At 65.8% G+C, this 18,725-nt stretch carries 11 protein-coding genes; 6 read left to right on the top strand and 5 right to left on the bottom strand.

What is annotated here, in order from left to right; genetic code table 11:
- Positions 1–29 precede the first annotated feature (29 nt).
- Positions 30–179, top strand: coding sequence for a hypothetical protein (locus ACIQ9P_RS33115; protein WP_402364674.1), 150 nt, complete (start codon positions 30–32; stop codon positions 177–179).
- Positions 180–246: 67 nt separating this feature from the next.
- Here the strand turns inward: ACIQ9P_RS33115 and ACIQ9P_RS33120 are convergent, their stop codons facing one another.
- Positions 247–594: a PRC-barrel domain containing protein gene (locus ACIQ9P_RS33120; protein WP_402364677.1), complete on the bottom strand. Its 348-nt coding sequence runs from the start codon at positions 592–594 to the stop codon at positions 247–249.
- A gap of 181 nt (positions 595–775) precedes the next feature.
- On the opposite strand from ACIQ9P_RS33120, the gene ACIQ9P_RS33125 reads away from it, so the two are divergent.
- From ACIQ9P_RS33125 to ACIQ9P_RS33135, 3 genes are all read left to right on the top strand, one after another.
- Positions 776–1,204, top strand: coding sequence for a hypothetical protein (locus ACIQ9P_RS33125; RefSeq protein WP_402364680.1), 429 nt, complete (start codon positions 776–778; stop codon positions 1,202–1,204).
- Positions 1,205–1,719: 515 nt separating this feature from the next.
- Complete coding sequence (locus ACIQ9P_RS33130; protein WP_402364889.1) at positions 1,720–2,229, top strand: Arm DNA-binding domain-containing protein; 510 nt, start codon at positions 1,720–1,722, stop codon at positions 2,227–2,229.
- Positions 2,230–2,467: 238 nt separating this feature from the next.
- Entirely contained in the window at positions 2,468–2,935 is a 468-nt protein-coding gene (locus ACIQ9P_RS33135) for a hypothetical protein (protein ID WP_402364682.1), read from the top strand.
- A gap of 185 nt (positions 2,936–3,120) precedes the next feature.
- Here the strand turns inward: ACIQ9P_RS33135 and ACIQ9P_RS33140 are convergent, their stop codons facing one another.
- Together ACIQ9P_RS33140 and ACIQ9P_RS33145 are read right to left on the bottom strand one after the other, a co-directional pair.
- A complete protein-coding gene (locus ACIQ9P_RS33140; RefSeq protein ID WP_402364892.1) occupies positions 3,121–3,606 on the bottom strand; it encodes an Imm1 family immunity protein in 486 nt (161 codons plus the stop codon).
- Positions 3,607–3,621: 15 nt separating this feature from the next.
- Positions 3,622–10,635: a DddA-like double-stranded DNA deaminase toxin gene (locus ACIQ9P_RS33145; protein ID WP_402364684.1), complete on the bottom strand. Its 7,014-nt coding sequence runs from the start codon at positions 10,633–10,635 to the stop codon at positions 3,622–3,624.
- Positions 10,636–11,450: 815 nt separating this feature from the next.
- Between ACIQ9P_RS33145 and ACIQ9P_RS33150 the strand changes: the two genes are divergently transcribed.
- A complete protein-coding gene (locus ACIQ9P_RS33150) occupies positions 11,451–14,975 on the top strand; it encodes a ricin-type beta-trefoil lectin domain protein (protein ID WP_402364687.1) in 3,525 nt (1,174 codons plus the stop codon).
- Positions 14,976–15,651: 676 nt separating this feature from the next.
- On the opposite strand, the gene ACIQ9P_RS33155 is transcribed toward ACIQ9P_RS33150, so the two are convergent.
- Positions 15,652–17,817 (bottom strand): helix-turn-helix domain-containing protein, encoded by a 2,166-nt coding sequence (locus tag ACIQ9P_RS33155; protein WP_402364690.1) that lies wholly within the window; start codon positions 17,815–17,817, stop codon positions 15,652–15,654.
- Positions 17,818–17,943: 126 nt separating this feature from the next.
- Here ACIQ9P_RS33155 and ACIQ9P_RS33160 point away from each other — a divergent pair, with 126 nt between their 5' ends.
- Positions 17,944–18,144, top strand: coding sequence for a hypothetical protein (locus ACIQ9P_RS33160; protein WP_402364693.1), 201 nt, complete (start codon positions 17,944–17,946; stop codon positions 18,142–18,144).
- Between the two features lie 265 nt (positions 18,145–18,409).
- On the opposite strand, the gene ACIQ9P_RS33165 is transcribed toward ACIQ9P_RS33160, so the two are convergent.
- Positions 18,410–18,715, bottom strand: coding sequence for a hypothetical protein (locus ACIQ9P_RS33165; protein WP_402364696.1), 306 nt, complete (start codon positions 18,713–18,715; stop codon positions 18,410–18,412).
- Between the last annotated feature and the right edge of the window lie 10 nt (positions 18,716–18,725).

Genomic DNA, 18,725 nt, shown 5'->3' on the forward strand with positions numbered 1-18,725 from the left:
CACCTGCCCGTTCCGTCTCGGAGGTGCACATGTCCCTCGCCATGGTGCTGATGCTCGTGCCGCTGGTGGTCGCGGCCGTGGTGGCGGTGTTCGTCCCGCTCGCCGAGGACCAGGACACCACCCGTCCGCGGGCGGCCCGGCACGCCGCGGGCCGCTCACCCCGGCACGCCCGTCCTTGACGGCGCGAATGCCGGTGGGCCCCGACCTCCCGGTCGGGGCCCACCGGCATTCCGACGGCGCGGGAAGTCAGAGGGCTCCGCCGTAATAGCCGCCGATCGTCCGGTGGTAGTCGGGATCCCCTGCGTGCCGGTCCCTGACGTACTCCGGCGAGTTCTTGACCTCGTCCTTCGTCCGATTCACCCACACCGTCCGCTCGTCGACGTCCACCCGCCGGACCGTGCCCGCCGGAAGCAGCACCTCCCGGCCGAAGATCCACGGGCCGGTGTCGACGACGATGTGCGCGGAGTCGACCTCCACGGTGTGCCGGTCGATCTTCCCGATGTGCCCGTCCTCGGCCTCGACGCGATAGCCCGTCAGGTCCGTGCTCGGGGCGTAGCCCTCGGCGTTGCCGTAGTCCCACATTCCGCTGGTCATCGGAGCCTCCTCGCTCGAAAGTCGCCTTCGCGACGCGGCTGTCGGCTGCCCCGATCGGCCCGGAGCATGCACCCCATGACGGTGCATTCAGCCACAACTCCGGCAGACGTCCAGGGCTTCGGTCGGCCAGGGGGCTCGGCATGGCGACGGAGCACCGCAGCAGCCCTGGAGGTACGGACTCGTGACCAGCTACCGCATCGACCCCGACCGGCACACCGGGCTGACCTGGATGACCGAGGCGATCGTGCCGCTGCACGTCCTGCGGAAGATCGCCGGACACGGATCGCTCACGACCACCCAGCGGTACCTGCACCCGGACCGGCGCTCGATCGAGCTGGCCGGCGCGGCGCTGAACGCCCACCTGAGCGGCCCTCGGGAGGCCCCTGGTCCCGAAGTGGTCCCGCAGGACTCCCCCGGCCGACACCTGCGGCTCGCGCGCCGACCCCGCTTCGGAAACGGCAAAAGCCCCGCTGGCCCGGACTTCCGTCCAGTCAGCGGGGCTCCGACATCACTGTCGGGACGACAGGATTTGAACCTGCGACCCCTTGACCCCCAGTCAAGGGGTTCAACTATTGTCGGCAGCCGAGGGCTCCAGGTCTCGGTTTTCTAGCTACTGAACTACGTTGAAGATATGGGAAGTTGATGCTCTTCATGGAGATCGTCGGTCAACCGAGCTCGAACCCGCTCGATGCCCAGTCGGGTTCAAGTTCGTACATAGATGCCCGGAAGCGCCCATGGGCGCTCATGGGTGCTCACCAGGTGCGGTCCCAAACTGGTCCCCAAATGGTCCCCAGACCTCCAGAGCCGTCTTCGTCACCGCGAGTAACGGCGATCTGTCGCTCCTTCAGAAGGCTCCTGGCGCCGACTGCTACAGCCCTCCGCGAGTCGCCCCTGGCCAGGTCAGGTGCCTCGGCGGATCACGGTCGCTTACCCACTGGCTACGGATGGTGATCTTCCGGGCGGTGTGTCGTCTTGAGCGTGTCTTCGCCGTCCGGTTGTGAGTGCTTCGCGCACCGTCCCGCACGCTCTGCCGCCACAGCCAACACGGCAGTCACTCTTGCCCCAGAGGCACCATCCAGTCCGAGAGAAGGGAAAGCGCAGGGACAGCGTGTGCAGCGGGGTCGGGTGTACCGGCGGTGTGTTTGTACGGACGGATCGGGGAAGCAGTTGGGGCCGTGGTGTCCGCGGCTGGCCGGGGATCTGAAGCACGGGAGGTGGACGTACTGCGTCGACCTGGCCCCAGAGGACGGGAATCGGAAGACCCACCGGCGCGGTGGGTTCGCCACCCGCGCAGAGGCCACCCGGAAGATGAAGGCAGTGCTGAACGGTGAGCTACGCGGGGTGTACGAGGACCGCCGTACGACGGTGGCGAGCTTCCTGCAGGAGTGGCTGACGGCAAAGAAGGAGGAACTCGCCCGAACACGCAGTGACGGGTTTGCCCCACCAGGACTGTCCGTCGATGCTCACCAAGCCGGCCCTCCAGCGGATGTCTTCAGCCTTGGGCAGCTCATCGGGTGGGTCCTCACCGGAGAGGCTCCGAGCCCCAACATCCCCCTTGCTCCCGTAGCCGGGTCCTGGCGGGGTGATCTCGGCACGGCTGGCTGCCCACGGCGATCGCCGGTCCGCAGCCGCTGACGAATCGAGGGCAGCCCAACAGGCCGATTCGACATCCAGTGAGATAGATTTTTGGCAAGATATCAGAATGATCGATCCATCAAAGATTGACCTACGGGACTTTTTGACCCTATGGTACGGGCCGCCGAACAGACTGCCAAGGCCGCTGCCCCGCGAATGCGACTGGCTTCCGGAGCCCCTCAGGGAATGGCACAGTACCATTGCTTGCTGGACTCCATCGCCGCAATCCCTCAAGCGCATGACCCCTCCTGCGGAAATCACAGAATCTGAGGGAAAAGCTGTTTTCATGAAGGATCCATCAGGCGATTGGCTCTGGGCGTTTGACGCTGCAGGGGAGACCATCTACGATGCCGAACTCCACGGGGACTGGAAGAAAGTATCAGAACGCTTCACCGAGTTTCTCATTCACAATGCTTTGAATGAGGCGGTTTACGGAGCAAGCGCTTGGCGCGAGTGCACTAATGTGCACAGCGAGGTTTTGCCAGAAATTGTTTCACACATGACCGCAGTATCAGTCGGTGAATGGCGGTGGCCGACTCCGGGCGGGCAGATGTTCATGAGTGATGAGCTCCTGGCGGAAGTGTCGCCGGCGATGCACCCTGGCAAAGGCATGGAAACTTGGGAGGTGCGGGTGGCTTCCATTGATTCTGAGCATCTGAGCTACCTGGATGCGATGGAATCCGTTAAATGGATGGGCCCGCACTAGCTCTCTTGAAAAGGCAGGGCGGGCTCCGGGAGTATAACCCCGGAGCCCGCCCTGCTTCGATCACATGGCTTCACTGGATTGGATCTGGCGAGGCCAAGCGACATGTCGCATTAGTGGTTCTGGATGGCCTAGCGCGCGACCAATTTCAGCATCTTTGTCAGTTCGGCTTAGGTGTCGATCTGGTGCTATCGATCAGGAGAAGACCCCCAAGGGTCATCCTCTATACCCTCATCGAAAATCTGGAAAGGCTTCCATTTGACACACTTTGGAACATTTCCTCCGGAATGCAGGAACTCCTTGACTGCCTCCCGGACGAGAGTAATTGGAATCTCCGAATCGTCCGGAAATTCAGTCCAATTCTCGGCGACATGATATGCCACACCACTGCGAGAGTGAGTGCCCGCTGAAGCGACATATCCGGACTCGGGCGCCGTGAGAGCCAGCGCGCCTACATTCCTATCCTTGCTGACGCCGACATACAGCTCGTGATCCGGGAATCCTGCCCATGTCAGAGAACGAGCACGTGACAGAATATGTGCCGCATCATGGAGTGCTGGTCCCTCTAGCAGGGCATCGATGAGGGAATCGACGTCACCCGACGTGGAAAGCAGAATTGGATTCTGCATATCTGCGCGACGGTAACGCGCCTCTAGTCGATTGTCGGCCACCATCACCCATGTCCTCCCTTAGCCAAAATCAGCCAGCCCTTGATATACATGACTATTCCACACGCCCGAGCCGTCAACATAGTGAACCGTTAGCGTCTGTCCCTTGTTGAGGATGTATGGTAGCACCATGTCGCAGCCCAAGGGCTCGTCACATGGGCCGGCCCGATGATTGATGACTAGGTCTACGCTCTTAATGCGCGTACTTCCATCTGGCTTGAGCATGCTGGCAGCAACCTTTTGCTCGACATCACTCGCGCGCACAGTAGGCGATCGGAATCCCCACTGGCCCAGCCGGCTATTCACTCGATCGGTTAGACCCCGGAGGGACCCCTTGCCGCTCGTGATGATATCGCTTATAGCGCCGTCGCTGTCCATGGCGATGCCCGAAGTTTGACCACCGTCGACTCTCTCCGGAAGCTTGCTCAGGAGAGTCCGGAGGTCGCAGTTGGCGTTATGTACCAGTACTGGCACGGTGCCGGCCAACACGTAGTACGTGTGGATTCCGTCCACGGAGAGATTGTGGACGGTCTCGTTTTGAGTCCACCGGGTGATGGAATCGATCTCAATGCTTTCTCCGTCCTCACCACGGAGACGATCCCCTATTTGCAGATCTGTAGCATCTACCCATCGACCCTTGTTATCAACCCAGAAAGGGTGATGGTCCGTAGCTGTGATGGATCCGGTCTCGGAATACTTATCGTCATGAGCGGCTATGTTGACTAGATTCTTCGGGCCAGTTCCCGATATTACTGTTGTGACCCTGCGCGGAGATGTCTCTCCCGTTACTGGGTCGCTTGCCAGTACCGAGTCCCCCGCCTTGAGATTTTCAATGGGCTCGGGGGAGCCATCGGCGGTCAAGACAGGGGTTCCGGCTTCAAAGCTATTGCAGGGGATGAAGCGGCGAAGTGCAGACTGCGCCTGGGATGCGGCTAGTGATTCCTTTGCTGTTATGCCGGCTTCGCCAGCTGGACCCAGGAGGCCCCATGCCAGTTCTTCGCCACTCTGTTCGCCGGACTTAAACTGATAAGAATTTGTATTGGAGCCGTTATTTTTGGCGAACTTCTTTACCTTGTTTGCACCTCCCTTGCAGTCGTCGACGAACCAACAGATCGGGTTTACGACATTTTCTACTTTCTCGGCGACCTTCGCCGTTCCTGTCACGAACCCCCAGCCCACGTCTGCCGCAGATCCGGCAGCCCCGCCGTCAGGCTCTGGCGTCCCGCAGGGATTCCGTAGCACGTAGTGGCAGGTATTCCCGCTGCTGGATTGTGAGTTGCAGAACGGACCTTGGCAGCTCGACCCACCACCTCCGCATGAATCCATGATCCCGCCGGCGCAAGGCGCCAGCCCTGTGGGGTCGCTGAAGTTAACCGGGTTGTTATTGCTGTAGGCGTAGCCGTTCCACTGTTGAGGGTCCCCGGGAATGATTAGGGGGTCAGGGCTGATGAAACGGCCGATGGCGGGGATGTATTGACGGGCGCCAAGGTTGGTAAGGCCAGTGTTGTCGTCCTTGCTGCCGCCGACGAAGCCCTTGCTGCCCGCCCATTGACCTACTGCGGGTTCTGCACCGCGAGGGTTACCGAATGGGTCAGTAGGACGCCGGGTGACGGACTGGTTTCCATCAGTGCCAATTTGGACGCCATTGGTACCGTGCGGGTCAGCGGCCTGGATCAGGACGCTGCCTCCGCCGATTGGGGAAGTGACTCGGTTATAGGTCAAGCCGCCCTGGGCGGCGAGTGAACGAACGTTGCTCAGAGCGCCACTTGCCGTGTCGAGGGTGAGTTCGTCGGTCGGCAGGTTGAGCGTCGTCTTGTCGGGATTACGGCGGATGAGCTGATTGCCGTCCGCGTCATAGAGGTAAGTAGTGGCGCTCGATTGACCGGTCTTGGCGACGGCGTCGAGCTTGTCTTCGCCGTTCCAGGTCAGGACGGTGGTGCCGTCGGTATCGGTGATGGCGGTGGTGTTACCTGCGCCGTCGTACTGGTAGCTGACGGCTTTTGTGCCGACGGGTCCGCGGGTGGTGGAGCTGAGCAGGGCGTGGGGTCCGCCGGTTCCGCCGCCGGTGTTGGGGGCGGTGGTGGGGGTGTTGCGGCTCTTGGCGGCTCCGAAGGTCTGGGTGGTGGTGGTGTCGTTGAGGCTGTTGCCGGTGATGTCGTGCTGGACAAGACTGGTACGGTTGCCGGTTGCGTCGTAGCTGTAGGTGTTCCAGTAGGGCGCCGGGCCGCCGACGGTCCGTCCGCCGGGGCTGACGGTGGCCGGCCCGTTGCTGTTCGTGCAGCCGCCGATGCCGGGAACGGTGGTGGAGCTTCCGGTGCCGTGGACGACGCCGGAGGAGTCGGTCCAGTCGGCGGTGGTGAAGGTGCCGCCGGTGTCTGTCCAGGCGTTCGTCAGCCGGCCCAGGTGGTCATAGGTGAAGCACTGGGTGTCGGTAGCGGCGGCGTCCTGGATGTCGGCGACCGAGGTGATCTTGCCGGACGGCGTGTAGGTGTAGGTGGTTTGGTCGGTGGAGACCGTGCCGATCTGACGGTCCAGGAAGGAGTTGATGATCCTTCCGGTGGCCCAGTCGTACTGCTGGGTGGAGACGACCTGGGTGCCGTAGTCACCGACCGTTGTTCGTACAGCGCGGGCGAGGGCGTCGTAGTCGACCTGGGTGACGATGGCCTGGTCCAGGCTCGCGGATCCGAAAAGCAGACCGGTGATGGTCCGCGCATAGGTGACCGACTCAGCCGGGAGCCCGCCCGCTGCGGGGATGTCCGTTTCCGTTACCGCACCGAGGACCGGACTGTAGGTGTTGGTCGTGGTGTAGGTGCCGGCAAGTTCCTTCTCAGTGGAAGGGATGGTGACAGAGGTGCCGATCGGCCGGTAGGCGGTGTCGTATCCGGTAACGGCCTTTGTGTAGCCCGCACCAGTGTTACCGCCGACATAGCGGGTGGAGGAGGTGGGTTGGCCCTTGGCCAGGGTGTCGTAGGTCCACGCCGCCAACTGGTTAGTCGGAGCCACACTGCCGCTGAACATGCCGGTCTTTCGTCCGAGCAGGTCGTAGCTGTAGGCCAGCGTGTTGCCCTTGGCGTTGACGGTGTGGTCGATTCGCGAGTTGACGTCGTAGAACGTCTGGGCCACGCCGGTATCCGGATCGGACGTGGAGACTTGCCGTCCACGGAGGTCGTAGGTGGAACTCCACGTGTTTCCGCCGCTGTCCGTGCGAGTAGCAGGCAGACCGCTCGGCGTGTAGGTGTAGGTGGTGAGATCTGCGTCGGCGTTGTTACCCGTTGCTGTAGCCGTGCGGTACTGCCAGAACGCGGTCGCACGTCCTCGCGCGTCAGTCACAGTTGAAGTCGCAGTTGCGCCGTTGGGCGGGGTCCTGTCGGTCCGGTCGACGCCCGGGTAAGCGGTCGTGGTCGTCCACTGGAGGTTGCTGTAGGAGCGGAACTCCGCGCGCACTACGCGCCCATTGCCGTCGTAGGTATTCCAGGTCTGGCCCGGTATCTGGCCGTCGCCCTGGGGAACGAAGATCGACTCGCTAGGGAAGGAGCTCTTCTCGTAGTACGGAGAGGAGGTCTTGATCACCCAGCCGTGCGAGTCGTAGATCGTGTCAGTGATGAGGCGCCCGGTGGGCTTCGCGGCGCTGGTCTGTTGGGACTGACGGGTGCGTCCTAGGCCGTCGTAGACGTCGACGTTAACGGTGAACGTAGCCGCGTCGTCGTTTAGCGACTCGGTCTTAACACTGGACGGCCCCGCGGTACCTCGCATGGTGTAGGAGAACCGTCGGCTCGGGAGCTCGTTGGTGGGCCGGTCAGGCGCCCAGACAGCGGTAAGCCGACCAAGCGCGTCGTATTGTGCGGTAACCACACGACCGTTTAGATCGCTACTGGCGATTGCCGACCCGCGGGCCGGATCCAGGGTAGTTGTGGTGGACCAGTCCGACCCCATGGGGCCGGTGGCTCGTACCTGGGTCGGCAGTGCGCCGGTGGCGGGGGTGAGAGCAGTCGTGCTCACCGCCGGAGTGACTGAGGCGCCGCTGAGCTGAGCGCCCTCGCTGTTGTAGGTGGAACCGTCGCTAGTTGCCGTGGTCAGGCTCCGTCCGTAGGTGTCGAACGTTGCATTGCCGGCGAGGGTATAGACGGCGTTGCCAGTCTGGTCGAAGTGATCAAGAACTTGGCTGCCTGTCGGATCGCCAGCGGGGCTGGCATGACCGAAGGGCCTACCATCAAAGAGCGTGCGACCACTGGACAGCGTGTTGGCAGCCGTGGCAGTGCCGGAGCAGGACCCCTGATAGGCAGTTTTCTCCGACACGAGCGTGAGGAGCAACGTGTTTTCGCTGGCCGCGTATCCAGTGGTGGTGCAAATCTCCGGGGCGGTTGCGGTGCCGTCGCCCTTGTCGTCGACCTTGACGACGCGGTTGCCGTTCGCCGGCTCGGTGGTGGTGACCGCTGTGGTGGTGCGCCAGGTGCCGTTGGCGAGTTTCGCCTTCGTAATGGCTGTTGTCTCGGAGTCGGGCCTCCAGGCGTAGATCTGTGCCGCGCCAGCAGCCTGAGCATGGGTCGCGGAGACTGTCTGCCCGTTGTAGGTGCTACCTGAGACCGAGGTGACCGTGCCGCCGGCCTGATCAAAGATTTCGGTGGCGACGACCCTTCCACTCAGCTGGGCGCTGTCGGGGACGGTGCCGCCGAGGGGGTTCGCGACGTCGGGGACGGTGCGCAGGGTTTTTCCGTCGGCGAGGTAGTCGCCGGCCATGCCGCGCAGGTAGGTGACCTTCTGCTGGGTCTTGGGGGCCTCGGTGATGGACCCGTCGCCGGTGGTGGTCGTCACCGTCTGGTAGCCGCGGAAGCCGTCCCAGGTGCGGGTCTTGGGGTCGGTGAACTCGGCGTCGTTGCGGTGCCAGCCTGCGCCGCCGCCGTAGGTGTACTCGGTGGTTTTGGAGATGTTGGGGGTGCTGACGAGGTCCTGCTCGACGACCCTCTTGACGAGGGGCTTGTCGAACCAGTCGTTGACCGGAGTGCTGGAGGACTGTCCGGGCAGGTACCACTTGACGGGTGTGCAGGCCATCGAGTTGTTGTCCTCGGAGGCCGGCATGTGGTTGTTGACCCGGGAGCACTCGGGGTCGGTGTAGTAGACGTTGATGCTCCCGCCCATCTCGGTGGTGATGTTCTGAATGCGCGGACGCATGAACATCGGCGAGGCGGGGACGAGGCCGTCGATACGGTTGGCCCGCATCTTGTACTGGAAGCTCACCGGCGGCAGGTTCGTGATCTCCGCCTGCCCGTTGCTCGGCACACGCTGCACCGAGTCCAGCTGCAGGAGATGCTTGGTGCCGTCCCCGGGGTCGGCGAGCTGCTGGGTGAGGTTCCAGGTGTCGACGGTGCGGTAGGCGGAGTTGACCAGGACCTGGGTGGTGATCGCGGTCAGCCGCTTGGTGGTGAAGAACGTCGGCGCGACGTTGACGCAGGTGGCGTCGGTGCAGATCTGGTCAACGGGCGTGTCGGGCCAGGAAGTGGCGTTCGCTGCGGTGCGCTGCGCCTCGGTGCACGTGATTGCGCCGCTGGGTATGCAGCGTTCTGCGGCGGTGAAGAGGATCTTCGCGGCCGGGTTGGCGCTGCCCTTGGCCGCCTTCTGTTCGTCCAGGCGCTGGCCGTAGGCGATCTCGGTGAGATGGCCGGCCCGCTGGTAGTCCGTGAGGGTGCCGTTGCCGCCGTTCTGGACGCTGCCGCGCTTGTACTTGTTACTCTCGGCGGCGTACTTGTACGTGGTCAGGTTGCCGTGCGGGTCGACGACGTAGTCGAGTTGCCAGCGCCACGCCATCTGGCACCACGAGTTGTTCCCGCTGGCGGACTTGTAGCAGGGGTCGCCGCTCTTCGGGGAGTAGACCGCGGTGGTGAGGGCGGAGTTCGTGGCCGGGTCGCTTCCGTCCCCGCCGGGCAGGTGGTTGGACCCGAAGTAGTACTGGATGCCGTCGGGCGTGGTGATCCGCCAGTACTCGTCGCGGTACTCGATGCCGTTGACCGTGCGTGGTGCACCGGTGACCTGCTCGACCTTGGTGCCGTCGTCACTCTCCAAGTGCCAGACACCGGTGGCGTCGTCGCGGATGATGGTGCCTGAGTGGCCGGCCAGGGATAGGGCGGCGTTCTGGCCGCCCCAGCACAGGTCGGCGGAGCCGGTGATGCCGGCCTTGTCACAGGACTTGTAGGAGCGTTCGACGAAGCCAGGCTCATAGCCCCAGCCGTCGCCGACCCATGAGGGTTGCGCGTTCGTCGAGGAGGTCTTGCCGTCCACGTCGGCCGAGTTGTAGCCCAGCGCCACCGACGGAGCCGAACCGCCGAGCGACGGCGGGACCTGGATCGGGTAGCTGTAGGTGAAGTTTCCCGCGTTGGAGCCCGAGGTCCAGGCCGACGACGGGGTCAGGGTGCTTGCGGTGTAGTTGCCCAGAGCGCCGGACGGTGACGGTGCCGCGGCGAGTACGACCGACCCGCCGCTGCCGCCGCTACCGGTGGTGGCAGCCGACAGCGCGGGCGTTGCCGGTGTGGTGAAGGATGTCTTCACCACACCGCCCTGGTCCTGCTGGCCGGCTGTCCTGGGGGGCAGGGTGACCTCGGCGGTTACCGTGCCCCGCCCGTCGGCCTTCGCCTGCACCGGAGTCTGGGTTCGGCATTCGGGTCGGTCCGGCGTGGTCAGCGCACATGCCGGAAGGGTGACGAGGGCGGCCCGGTCGGACCACCCGGCTGCCTGAAGTCCTTTCAGGTCCAGGGTGACGCTCGCGGCGCGGCCCTTGTCGGCAGCGGGTGCTTCGGCGTCGGTCAGGGCGATGAGCGGGCCGGTGACGCCGGCGGCCGTGCCCTTGTCCTGCTCGGTCACCTGAACGGTGACCGAGTGCGCGCTCTCGCCCGTGTCGCCGCCTGGGGCGACCTTCACGGGCATGGCACCCGCCTTCGAGCCTGTCGCACCGCCGGAGGCCGATGAGGTGCCACTGGTTGCCCTGCGGGCGGCCTGTGCCTCCGGGCTGTCGGCCCCCAGGGTCACCGTTGCGGTGCCGGTCACCAACGGTACTGCCGGCTCAGGCTTCCAGGCGGGGGCCGTGGCTGCGGGCGCGGGCGTCGTCCTCTGGGCATCGTGGCCCGCGACCGAGACGGTTGCGTTGCCCAGCGGCGTATGCGGTGGAGTCCAGACCTTCCCCTTGGGCGTGGGGTAGGTCCACGCCAGCGCCGGGGGCGCGGTCGCTCCCGTCATCGCCAGGGCGACCGCCGCCGCAACTAGCGGTGACCGCCACCGGCCGCCTGGTGATCTCCAAGCCCGTTTGCGGGCTGACCAAACCATCGTCAGTTCTCCTCGAACGTAGTTGACATGACATCAAGGGGACACAGATGCGCCATTGTCGACGTGACGATAAGTGAGAATTCGAACACGAAGCCAGTTTGTTCGATTTAAGTGTGAGATTTTTTGCGCAACCTTGACTTTGTGATCCTTTGTTGTCCGGACATATCCGGGCGGCTCAGTAACCGGTTTGACCTATCGCCAGGTCAGGCCACATCGTTCCCATTCGAACGCAGACAGCTTCCAGCGTCCGCCGAGCGGGAGGGATCCACAGAGGGACCATGTCCACATCACGAGTCGTCACAAACAACGCGCCGCCGCCATCGATACGCAGGCCCGCCCTGCGCCTGGCCGCACTCGGGACCGGGTGCGCCCTCAGCCTCGGGTTGCTCGTCGCGCCGGGCGCGCTGGCCGCGGAGCCCGCCACGACGCCGCCCCACGGACCGGCCGGCGGAGTGAAGCCGCTTGTCCCCTCCAAGCCAGCCCCGCCCCGTACACCCCAGCAGCAGGCGATGCTCGATGCCGTGGCCAGGGCGAAGTCCATGGGTAAGTCAGTCGTCGTTGATGCCATGACGGACGAGGCGTCGAAGACCATCGCCAACCCGAACGGCACGCTGACAACGACGGACAATGCCCTTCCAGTGCGGTTGAAGCGAGACGGCGGCTGGGCGGACCTCGACTCCACGCTGCGTCAGAATTCCGATGGAACCGTCAGCCCCGCCGTCGCGAGGACCTCGCTCACGCTCTCCGGCGGTGGCAATACTCCGATGGCCACCATCGCGACCCCTGACGGCAAGAAACTGTCCGTCGGCGCGCCGTTCGTGCTGCCCAAGCCGGCGCTGAACGGGGACACGGCTACCTATGCGAACGTCCTTCCCGGCATCGACCTCCAGGTGACCGCCCTGCCGGTCGGCGGCTGGCGCGACGTGATCGTCATCCGGACACCCGAGGCCGCCGCCAATCCGGCACTGAAGACCCTGCGCTTCCCGATCACCTCCGAGGGCCTGACGGTCGCCTCGGACGACAAGGGCCGTATCGACGTCAAGGACGACAAGGGCAACCTTCGCTTCAGCTCACCGGCCCCCCTGCAGTGGGATTCCTCCAAGCCCGCCACCACCGCACCGGACAGTGCCCCCGCGAAGGTCAAACTGGCCTCCTTCTCCGCCGCGGCTCCAGCCTCTGAGCCGGTATTCGCGCCCGCCGGGGCCGCGCCCTCGACCGCCGAGGCACCGGGAGATGGCGCAAACGTCGCCTCCATCGGGAGCAAGGTCACCGGCGGCGCGATCGAGCTGACACCCGATCCCCAGGCCCTCGCCTCCGGCACCGGCCCGTGGTATCTGGACCCGACGCTCACCCCCGCCACCAGCTACACGGCAAGTTCTGTCGAGGTCCAGGAGAACCACAAGGACGCGAAGAACTGGAACACCAAGTCCAACCTCGCCACGGGCTTCTGCGGCTATCACAGCTCCGACCCCAGCCAGGACTGCGGAAGCGAAGGCCGCCAGCGCGCCTACTTCCAGTTCAACGTCAACCCGGCCATCTACACGATCCCCCAAGGTGCCGAAGCGCCGCCCACGCTCTTCACCTCCACCCTCCTTGCCCAGGTTGCCGGCGCCTCCAGTCCAGGCACCCCCACCAATCTTGGTGTCTACTGGGCCCCCACCGGAATCGACGGCTCCACCACCTGGAACAAGCAGCCGTGCGGCGACAACGGCAACCTGATCATGGGCGGCTGCAGCTATGTCGGTGGCCAACCCATCACCGGGACCGGCCCGATGTCCGTCGACGTGACCGGCATCATGAAACAGGCGGCCGCTGGCAAGTGGCCCACCTGGACCATCGGCATCGCCCCCAGCGACACCGAATGGAATAAGCTCTACCGCCACTCCATCGCCAGCAACCCCAGCGTCACGACGACCTACGACATCACCCCCACCATCTGGTACCCGCGAACCACTCCCACACCGGGCTTCGCGGGCAACAACAGCCAGGCCGCCTGCACGAGCAACGGCCCGAACCCCTGGGACAACCCCGGCTGGGTCGGGAGCAACCAGGAGATCTACCTCACTGCCAACAGCTGGTCACCCACCGGTCAGAACCTCTACACCGGCTACCAGATGTGGGACGACAACGACCCCGACTTCACTGCGACACCGGGAGACTGGGGCCGTAGCTACAATGACCCCGGCCCCATGAAGAGCGTGGGATCGCTGTCCGACGGGCACCAGTACGGCTGGCTCGCCCGCTCCACCGACGAACTCCTCACCTCGCCCTCCAGCGCCTGGTGCTACTTCCGCGTGGACCGGACCAACCCGCGCGTCAGCATCAGCTCGACCGACTTCCCGCCCTCCGGCACCCCCAACCCCAGCCCCGCCAAGTACATGAACGACTGGGGCAGGTTCTGGATCAGCGGCGAGGACCCCGCACCCGGCGCGGGTCTGCATGCCTCGGGCATCGCCTGCCTGCGAGTCAGCACCGACCCGACCCCCGTCGTCGGCTGGCGCTGCGGCCAGAACGACACCATCTCACCCGGACAGCCCTACGACTTCCAGCCTCGCCGCTGGGGCACCAACACCCTGTACGCCTGGGCCATGGACAACGCCGGCAACTACAGCCAGCCGGCCACGTACAACTTCTACGCGCCGTGGAAGCCCGGTACCCAGCCGCTGTTCGGTGACGTCACTAACGACCAGCAGCCGGACATCGTCCTCAGCGACAAGAACGGCGACCTGAAGATCATCGGCGGCACCGTCGACCCGATGAACTCCCTGGTCGCACCCGCCGCCGCCGCACCCGGCAACCTCCAGTACGGCGCGACCTGGGCGGACTACCAGATCAGCCACCACGGCGCCCTCCTCGCCGGCCAGGCCGTCGACCAACTCGTCGTCCATTACACGGGGGCCTCGGAGGAACTGAAGAAGGTCCTCTACGTCATCCCCAACGACGGTACGGGACGATTCGACCAGACCACCCCGATCGCCCCGACCCGGCCCACCAGCTGCAAGGTCTACGGCACCACCACGCCGTGCCCCGGCTACAGCACCGCCGGGTGGAACAACGTCTCCCAGGTGCTCGCCTTCGGCACGCCCAAGGGCGAGGCCGTCGGCCCCAAGGTCGGCGACCCGACCAAGACGGTCTTCACCACCCAGACGTCCATCATGACCCTGGAGAACAGCAACCTCTTCGTCTACACCCCTGCCGGCAACCTCCTCACCGGCGCAACCCTCATCCCCACCGTCTCCGGCAGCTGGAGCGACTACGAACTCCTGAACCCCGGCGCGGCGAACGGAGCCACCACCAACCCCCTCACCAAGGCGGCCGCGAACCAGACCACTCTCTGGGCTCGCAACCGCACCGATGGCAACATCTACGCCTACCCGCTGGCCTGGAACACAGACGGCACGGTCGACTACTCGACCCTCACCAAGCCCGACGCCGGCACCCTGATCCTCTCCGGTTCCGGACTCCGTCCGGACAGCCACCCGCGCATTGGCGCCGGTGACCTCAACAACGACGGCTACCCCGACCTCTGGGTCGTCAACAACACCAATGCCATCGCCGTCTTCCCCGGGAAGAGCAGCGACGGCACAGCGAACAAGGTCGACGGCTTCGACAACTGGCAGCTCGTCGGCTACGCCGACGCCAGCGTCTCCGTTCACCCCAACAGCGTGAGCTGGCAGTGCCTGGACGCCGTCGGAGGCCCCCGGGACGGCGCCGAAGCCGCCATCTACGGCTGCTGGCAGACCGCCAACCAGCGGTTCAGCTTCGCCACCGACGGCACCATCAGGGCCGGAAGCTACTGCCTGTCCACCAAGGACAACGTCCTCGACAACGGCGCCCCCGTCGTCCTCGCGACCTGCACCGGCAAGGCCGGCCAGAAGTGGGCCATGCGACCCGACGGCCGGATCTACCTGCCCGCCACCGTCGACCCCACCGACAACCCCACTGGCAAATGCCTCGAACTACCCGGTTGGGCCACCGACCAGGGAACCCGCGTCGGCATCTGGGACTGCCCCAACCTGCAGGCGAACCAGCAGTGGACCATCCAGCCTGAACGCAATCCGTAACACTCACCTTGAACATGCAGCAGCGGGGCGGGGAAGTCGGCTATCGGCATCTCCGCGCCCGCTGCCATGGTGACGGCGTGCCAACCAGTGCGCATTGGCGCGCCGCCTCCCGAACCAGGTTTCGCACAGCGAGGGCCGGCTCCCCGTCCTCGTCGGTTACCCCGTCTACAAGGATCCCACCACCTCCATCCTGCGGATCGTCCACGAACTGGAGCCTCCAACCTCGACCTTCCCGTTCCAGGTCTTCACCGAACACATGGAGAGACACGGCGATCGCTCGCCCGCGACGGCCCTTCACCGGTGCGACCAGGTGTTCACCGACGTCCGGCTCTGCCCGACTTTCGTCGGCCGCCTCACGATCGAGACCAGCACCCGGTCCTTCAGTCTGGGCGGCACCACCGCCCTCGTCTGGCCGCAGCGGCTGCCTCCTGAATCAGTGGAAGGTCCAGCCCACTGTCCAAGGATTCCGCACCGGGCAGAGCCGCCAGCCCCCGCTCCGACTCGTACTCCCTCGTCGAAAGTAACAGTGGCTGGCCTGCCCGGTCCTGCCCTGGACAGGACCGGGCAGGCGGCACACGGGCACGAACGCCAGGAACTCCGGCGTGCTTCAAGGTAATACAGGTGCTGAGGAGGTGAGCCTGGGTCTATGCAGGAGCTGACCCCTGACGGACTCGGCTCAGCTCGGCGGATGTGGCAGCGTGGACTCTGCCGCCGCCAACTGGCGGGGGAATTCAATGGCTTCGCGCGGTCCGGCGTGTTCGTCCAGTCGGGCGAGTTCGGCCAGCGCGGTGGCGTCGCCGGTGGCGGCGACCTCCCGGTAGATGCCTCGTGCGCCCTTCATGTCCCCGTGCAATTCTCTCATTCGTCCCGCCTCGGTCAATGCGGCGTGGTAGCCGGCATCGACGGCCTGTCGTGCGAATACGCCTGCTGGGTCGAGCTCCTGTCCGTGCGCTCGTGCCAGTTCGGTCAGGGCGGCGGCGTAGCCTGCCTCGGCGACCTGCCGGTAGAGGGCGTCCGTACCTTTCGTGTCGCCGCCTTGCTCACCCAGTCGGGTGAGCTCGGCCACGACCGTGCCGTGCGCGGCGACAGCAGCGCGCTGGACGAGTGCTTCGGCGCCCTTCAGGTCGCCGTGTTGTTCCCTCAGCCGTGCCAGTTCGGTCCGGGAAGCGGTGTATCCGGCCTCGGCGGCCTGCCGGTAGAGGATCTCGGCGCCTTTCCAGCTTTCGGTCTGCGCCCTCAGACGCGCTAGCGCGGGCCCGAGGCCCGCGTCGGTGTCGTCGGTTGCGGTCCGTCCGGCCTCCTGTGGGGCGCCGCCCTGCTCCTTGTCCTGTGCCGCTCCGGTGAGACCTCCACCCGCGCGGAGGTACACGGCCCGGTTCCTGAGCATGGATGCCCATTCCATGCGGTACCGGTCCTCGGCTGCCTCGGCGAGGCGGTCGAGGTCGTCGGGACTGTCAAGGTGAGCGTAGGCGGCCCACCAGAAGGAAGCGGGTGGGCAGAGCCTCCAGCGAATGGCACGGCCGTGCTGGTCGAGGTAGTCGGCGAGGCGAAAGGACGAGACGAGTCCCGCCGCCTCCGACAGCCCGGCCTGCGTGCCGGGCGCCGGCCAGCCGAGGGGACGGTGTGTGCGCCGCGGGTCGATGCGGCGCAGCGGCGCGAGTTTTCCATGGACGCGACGGGTGGCGTTCGCAAGGGCGGCCTCGCCCCAGTCGAGGGGGAGTTCCTCCCATTCGTGCTCGTCGAGGTAGCCGGTGGCGGCGGTGACGAGGAAGTCCTGCGGCTGGTGGAGACCGACGCCGAGACGGCGGGCATCCATAGCGGCTTTCAGAAGCGCGCGGGTCCGGGGGGCTCCGTGTTCGAAGCGGCGCAGTAGCTCGGGGGCGCCGGCGAGTTCCTGGGCGAGGCGTCCGTGTGCGGCGGCGCGAGTGAGGGCGTCGGCGAGGAGTTCGTCGCCGGCTCCGGCGAGAGCTGCGGCGGCGGCCAGCGCCCCGCTGGGGAAGGTGTCGGGAACATTGAGCGTGCGGTAGGCGAGGAGTTCGCGGACACGGCTGTACGGGTCGGTGCCGTCGGGCTCCGGCAGGGTCGCGTAGCGGTCGGCGTACTCCTGCCACAAGGTGCCCAGAACAAGGACGGGCGCACGGTCGGGGTCGTTCAGGAGGGTGTGGAGGGCGGCGGCGATGTGTTCGCCTGTCGTCGGGTTCCCGAGGTAGTGCTGGGCCTCGTTGAGCCAGACCACGGTGTGTGGGCCGACGCGCCCGATGCCCGTGACTGCGGCCTCGGAACGCGTGGGATCAGCCGGGTGCCACAGTCGCCATCCGCTGTCCGAGAGTGGTTGCACGGCTTCCCAGCAGGCCCTTGTCTTGCCCGTCGAGGAGGATCCGACCAGCACCAGCATCCGGCTGAGACCGTTCTGCGCTGCGTGCACCGCGTTTGCCAGGACCTCGTCGTGGGCGCGGCGCACGTAGCCGGGTTGGGTCTGCGGTGAGTCGTCGGCGGTGCTGGCGGGGTGGACCTCCAGGACGTGCGGGTCCCAGGTGCGGATCGGCCTGCCCGGGGCCGTTTCCGGGGCGGTCGCAAGATCTGTTGCCGACCGTCGGAGTTCCAGCAGTTCCCGGCGCTGTGTCTCGGGCAGGCCGAGTGCGGTCGCCAGGGCGGCAACGGTTTCGGCGGACGGCACGTTCCCGTCGGTACGCAGTGCTTCGTGGACGGTGGTGCGGCCCAGGCCGGCTCTGGCTGCGAGGAGGGTCCTGCTCATACGGGCGGAGGCCAGACGGTCGGACAGGATCGAGCGCAGCAGTACGAGGGACTGCTGCCGGTCGCTTTGGCCCCGCGGCCCGTTCATGCGCGCTCCGATCTCCGGTCCGTCGGTGTCCGACGGCGTTCATCATCGTCCAGGGCGGACCCGGAAGGACGTCGTTTGCGCCATTTTGGGCCGGGCCGACAGCCGAACCGTTCGAAGGACAGCATTGTGGACCGTACTGCCGTTGTTCTGCTCGCCGCCGCTCTCGTGGCCGTGTTCGCGCTTCTGGTGGCCGCAGCCGCATGCCTGCTCGCGCGCCTGGACGGCGCGAGCTTTCCTGCGGCCCTGACACGCGGAGCCATGGCCTTCGCCGCCGTCCTGACCCTTGCGACCGCCCTCGGCGGTGCCCTGGGCCAGTTCCTCCGCTGATCACGGGGTCCGGGGCAGTCTTTGCGGATTCATCGTGACCCGCCGGCGGCCCCGGCCCTCTCCTCCGAATCCTGTCGGGCGCCAAGCCCCCGCGCCTGGGAGGCGCGCGGTGATCCCACAGGATCCGAAACAGAGGCATGGGCCGCGATCCGGTCTGTTCCGTCCCGACAGGCCCACCCGCGCCGACCCAACCTCGGGCAGACCGCAGGCAGTGGCCGGCTCGTGATCGTTTCCGAATGTGGTTCGGGAACGGCAGACACTCTCATCAGGATGGGATGTCAGCCTGGCCGTCGACACGCCACACCTGGGCAACGGTCTGCTCCGGCAGGCAGCCGGCGGCCTCCACACCAGCCAGCTGACTGCGCGCGTCCAGCAATAGCTGTTCAAGCAGACTCACTCTGGCCGCAAGAAGGGCAGCCATGGATGCTCGGCTTGGGCCGGCACTGTTCGTGGCGCTCCTGGGGTTGCCGGCTCGCAGCGCGACGATGGCGCTGGCCAGGTCGTCCTGGCTCCGCAGATAGCGTGTGGATACCCCGGAGCGCCGGGAGACTTCCGCAAACGTGACTGCCACCCCGGAAATG

This window comes from Kitasatospora sp. NPDC094019, assembly GCF_044764505.1.
Taxonomy (GTDB): Bacteria; Actinomycetota; Actinomycetes; order Streptomycetales; family Streptomycetaceae; genus Kitasatospora.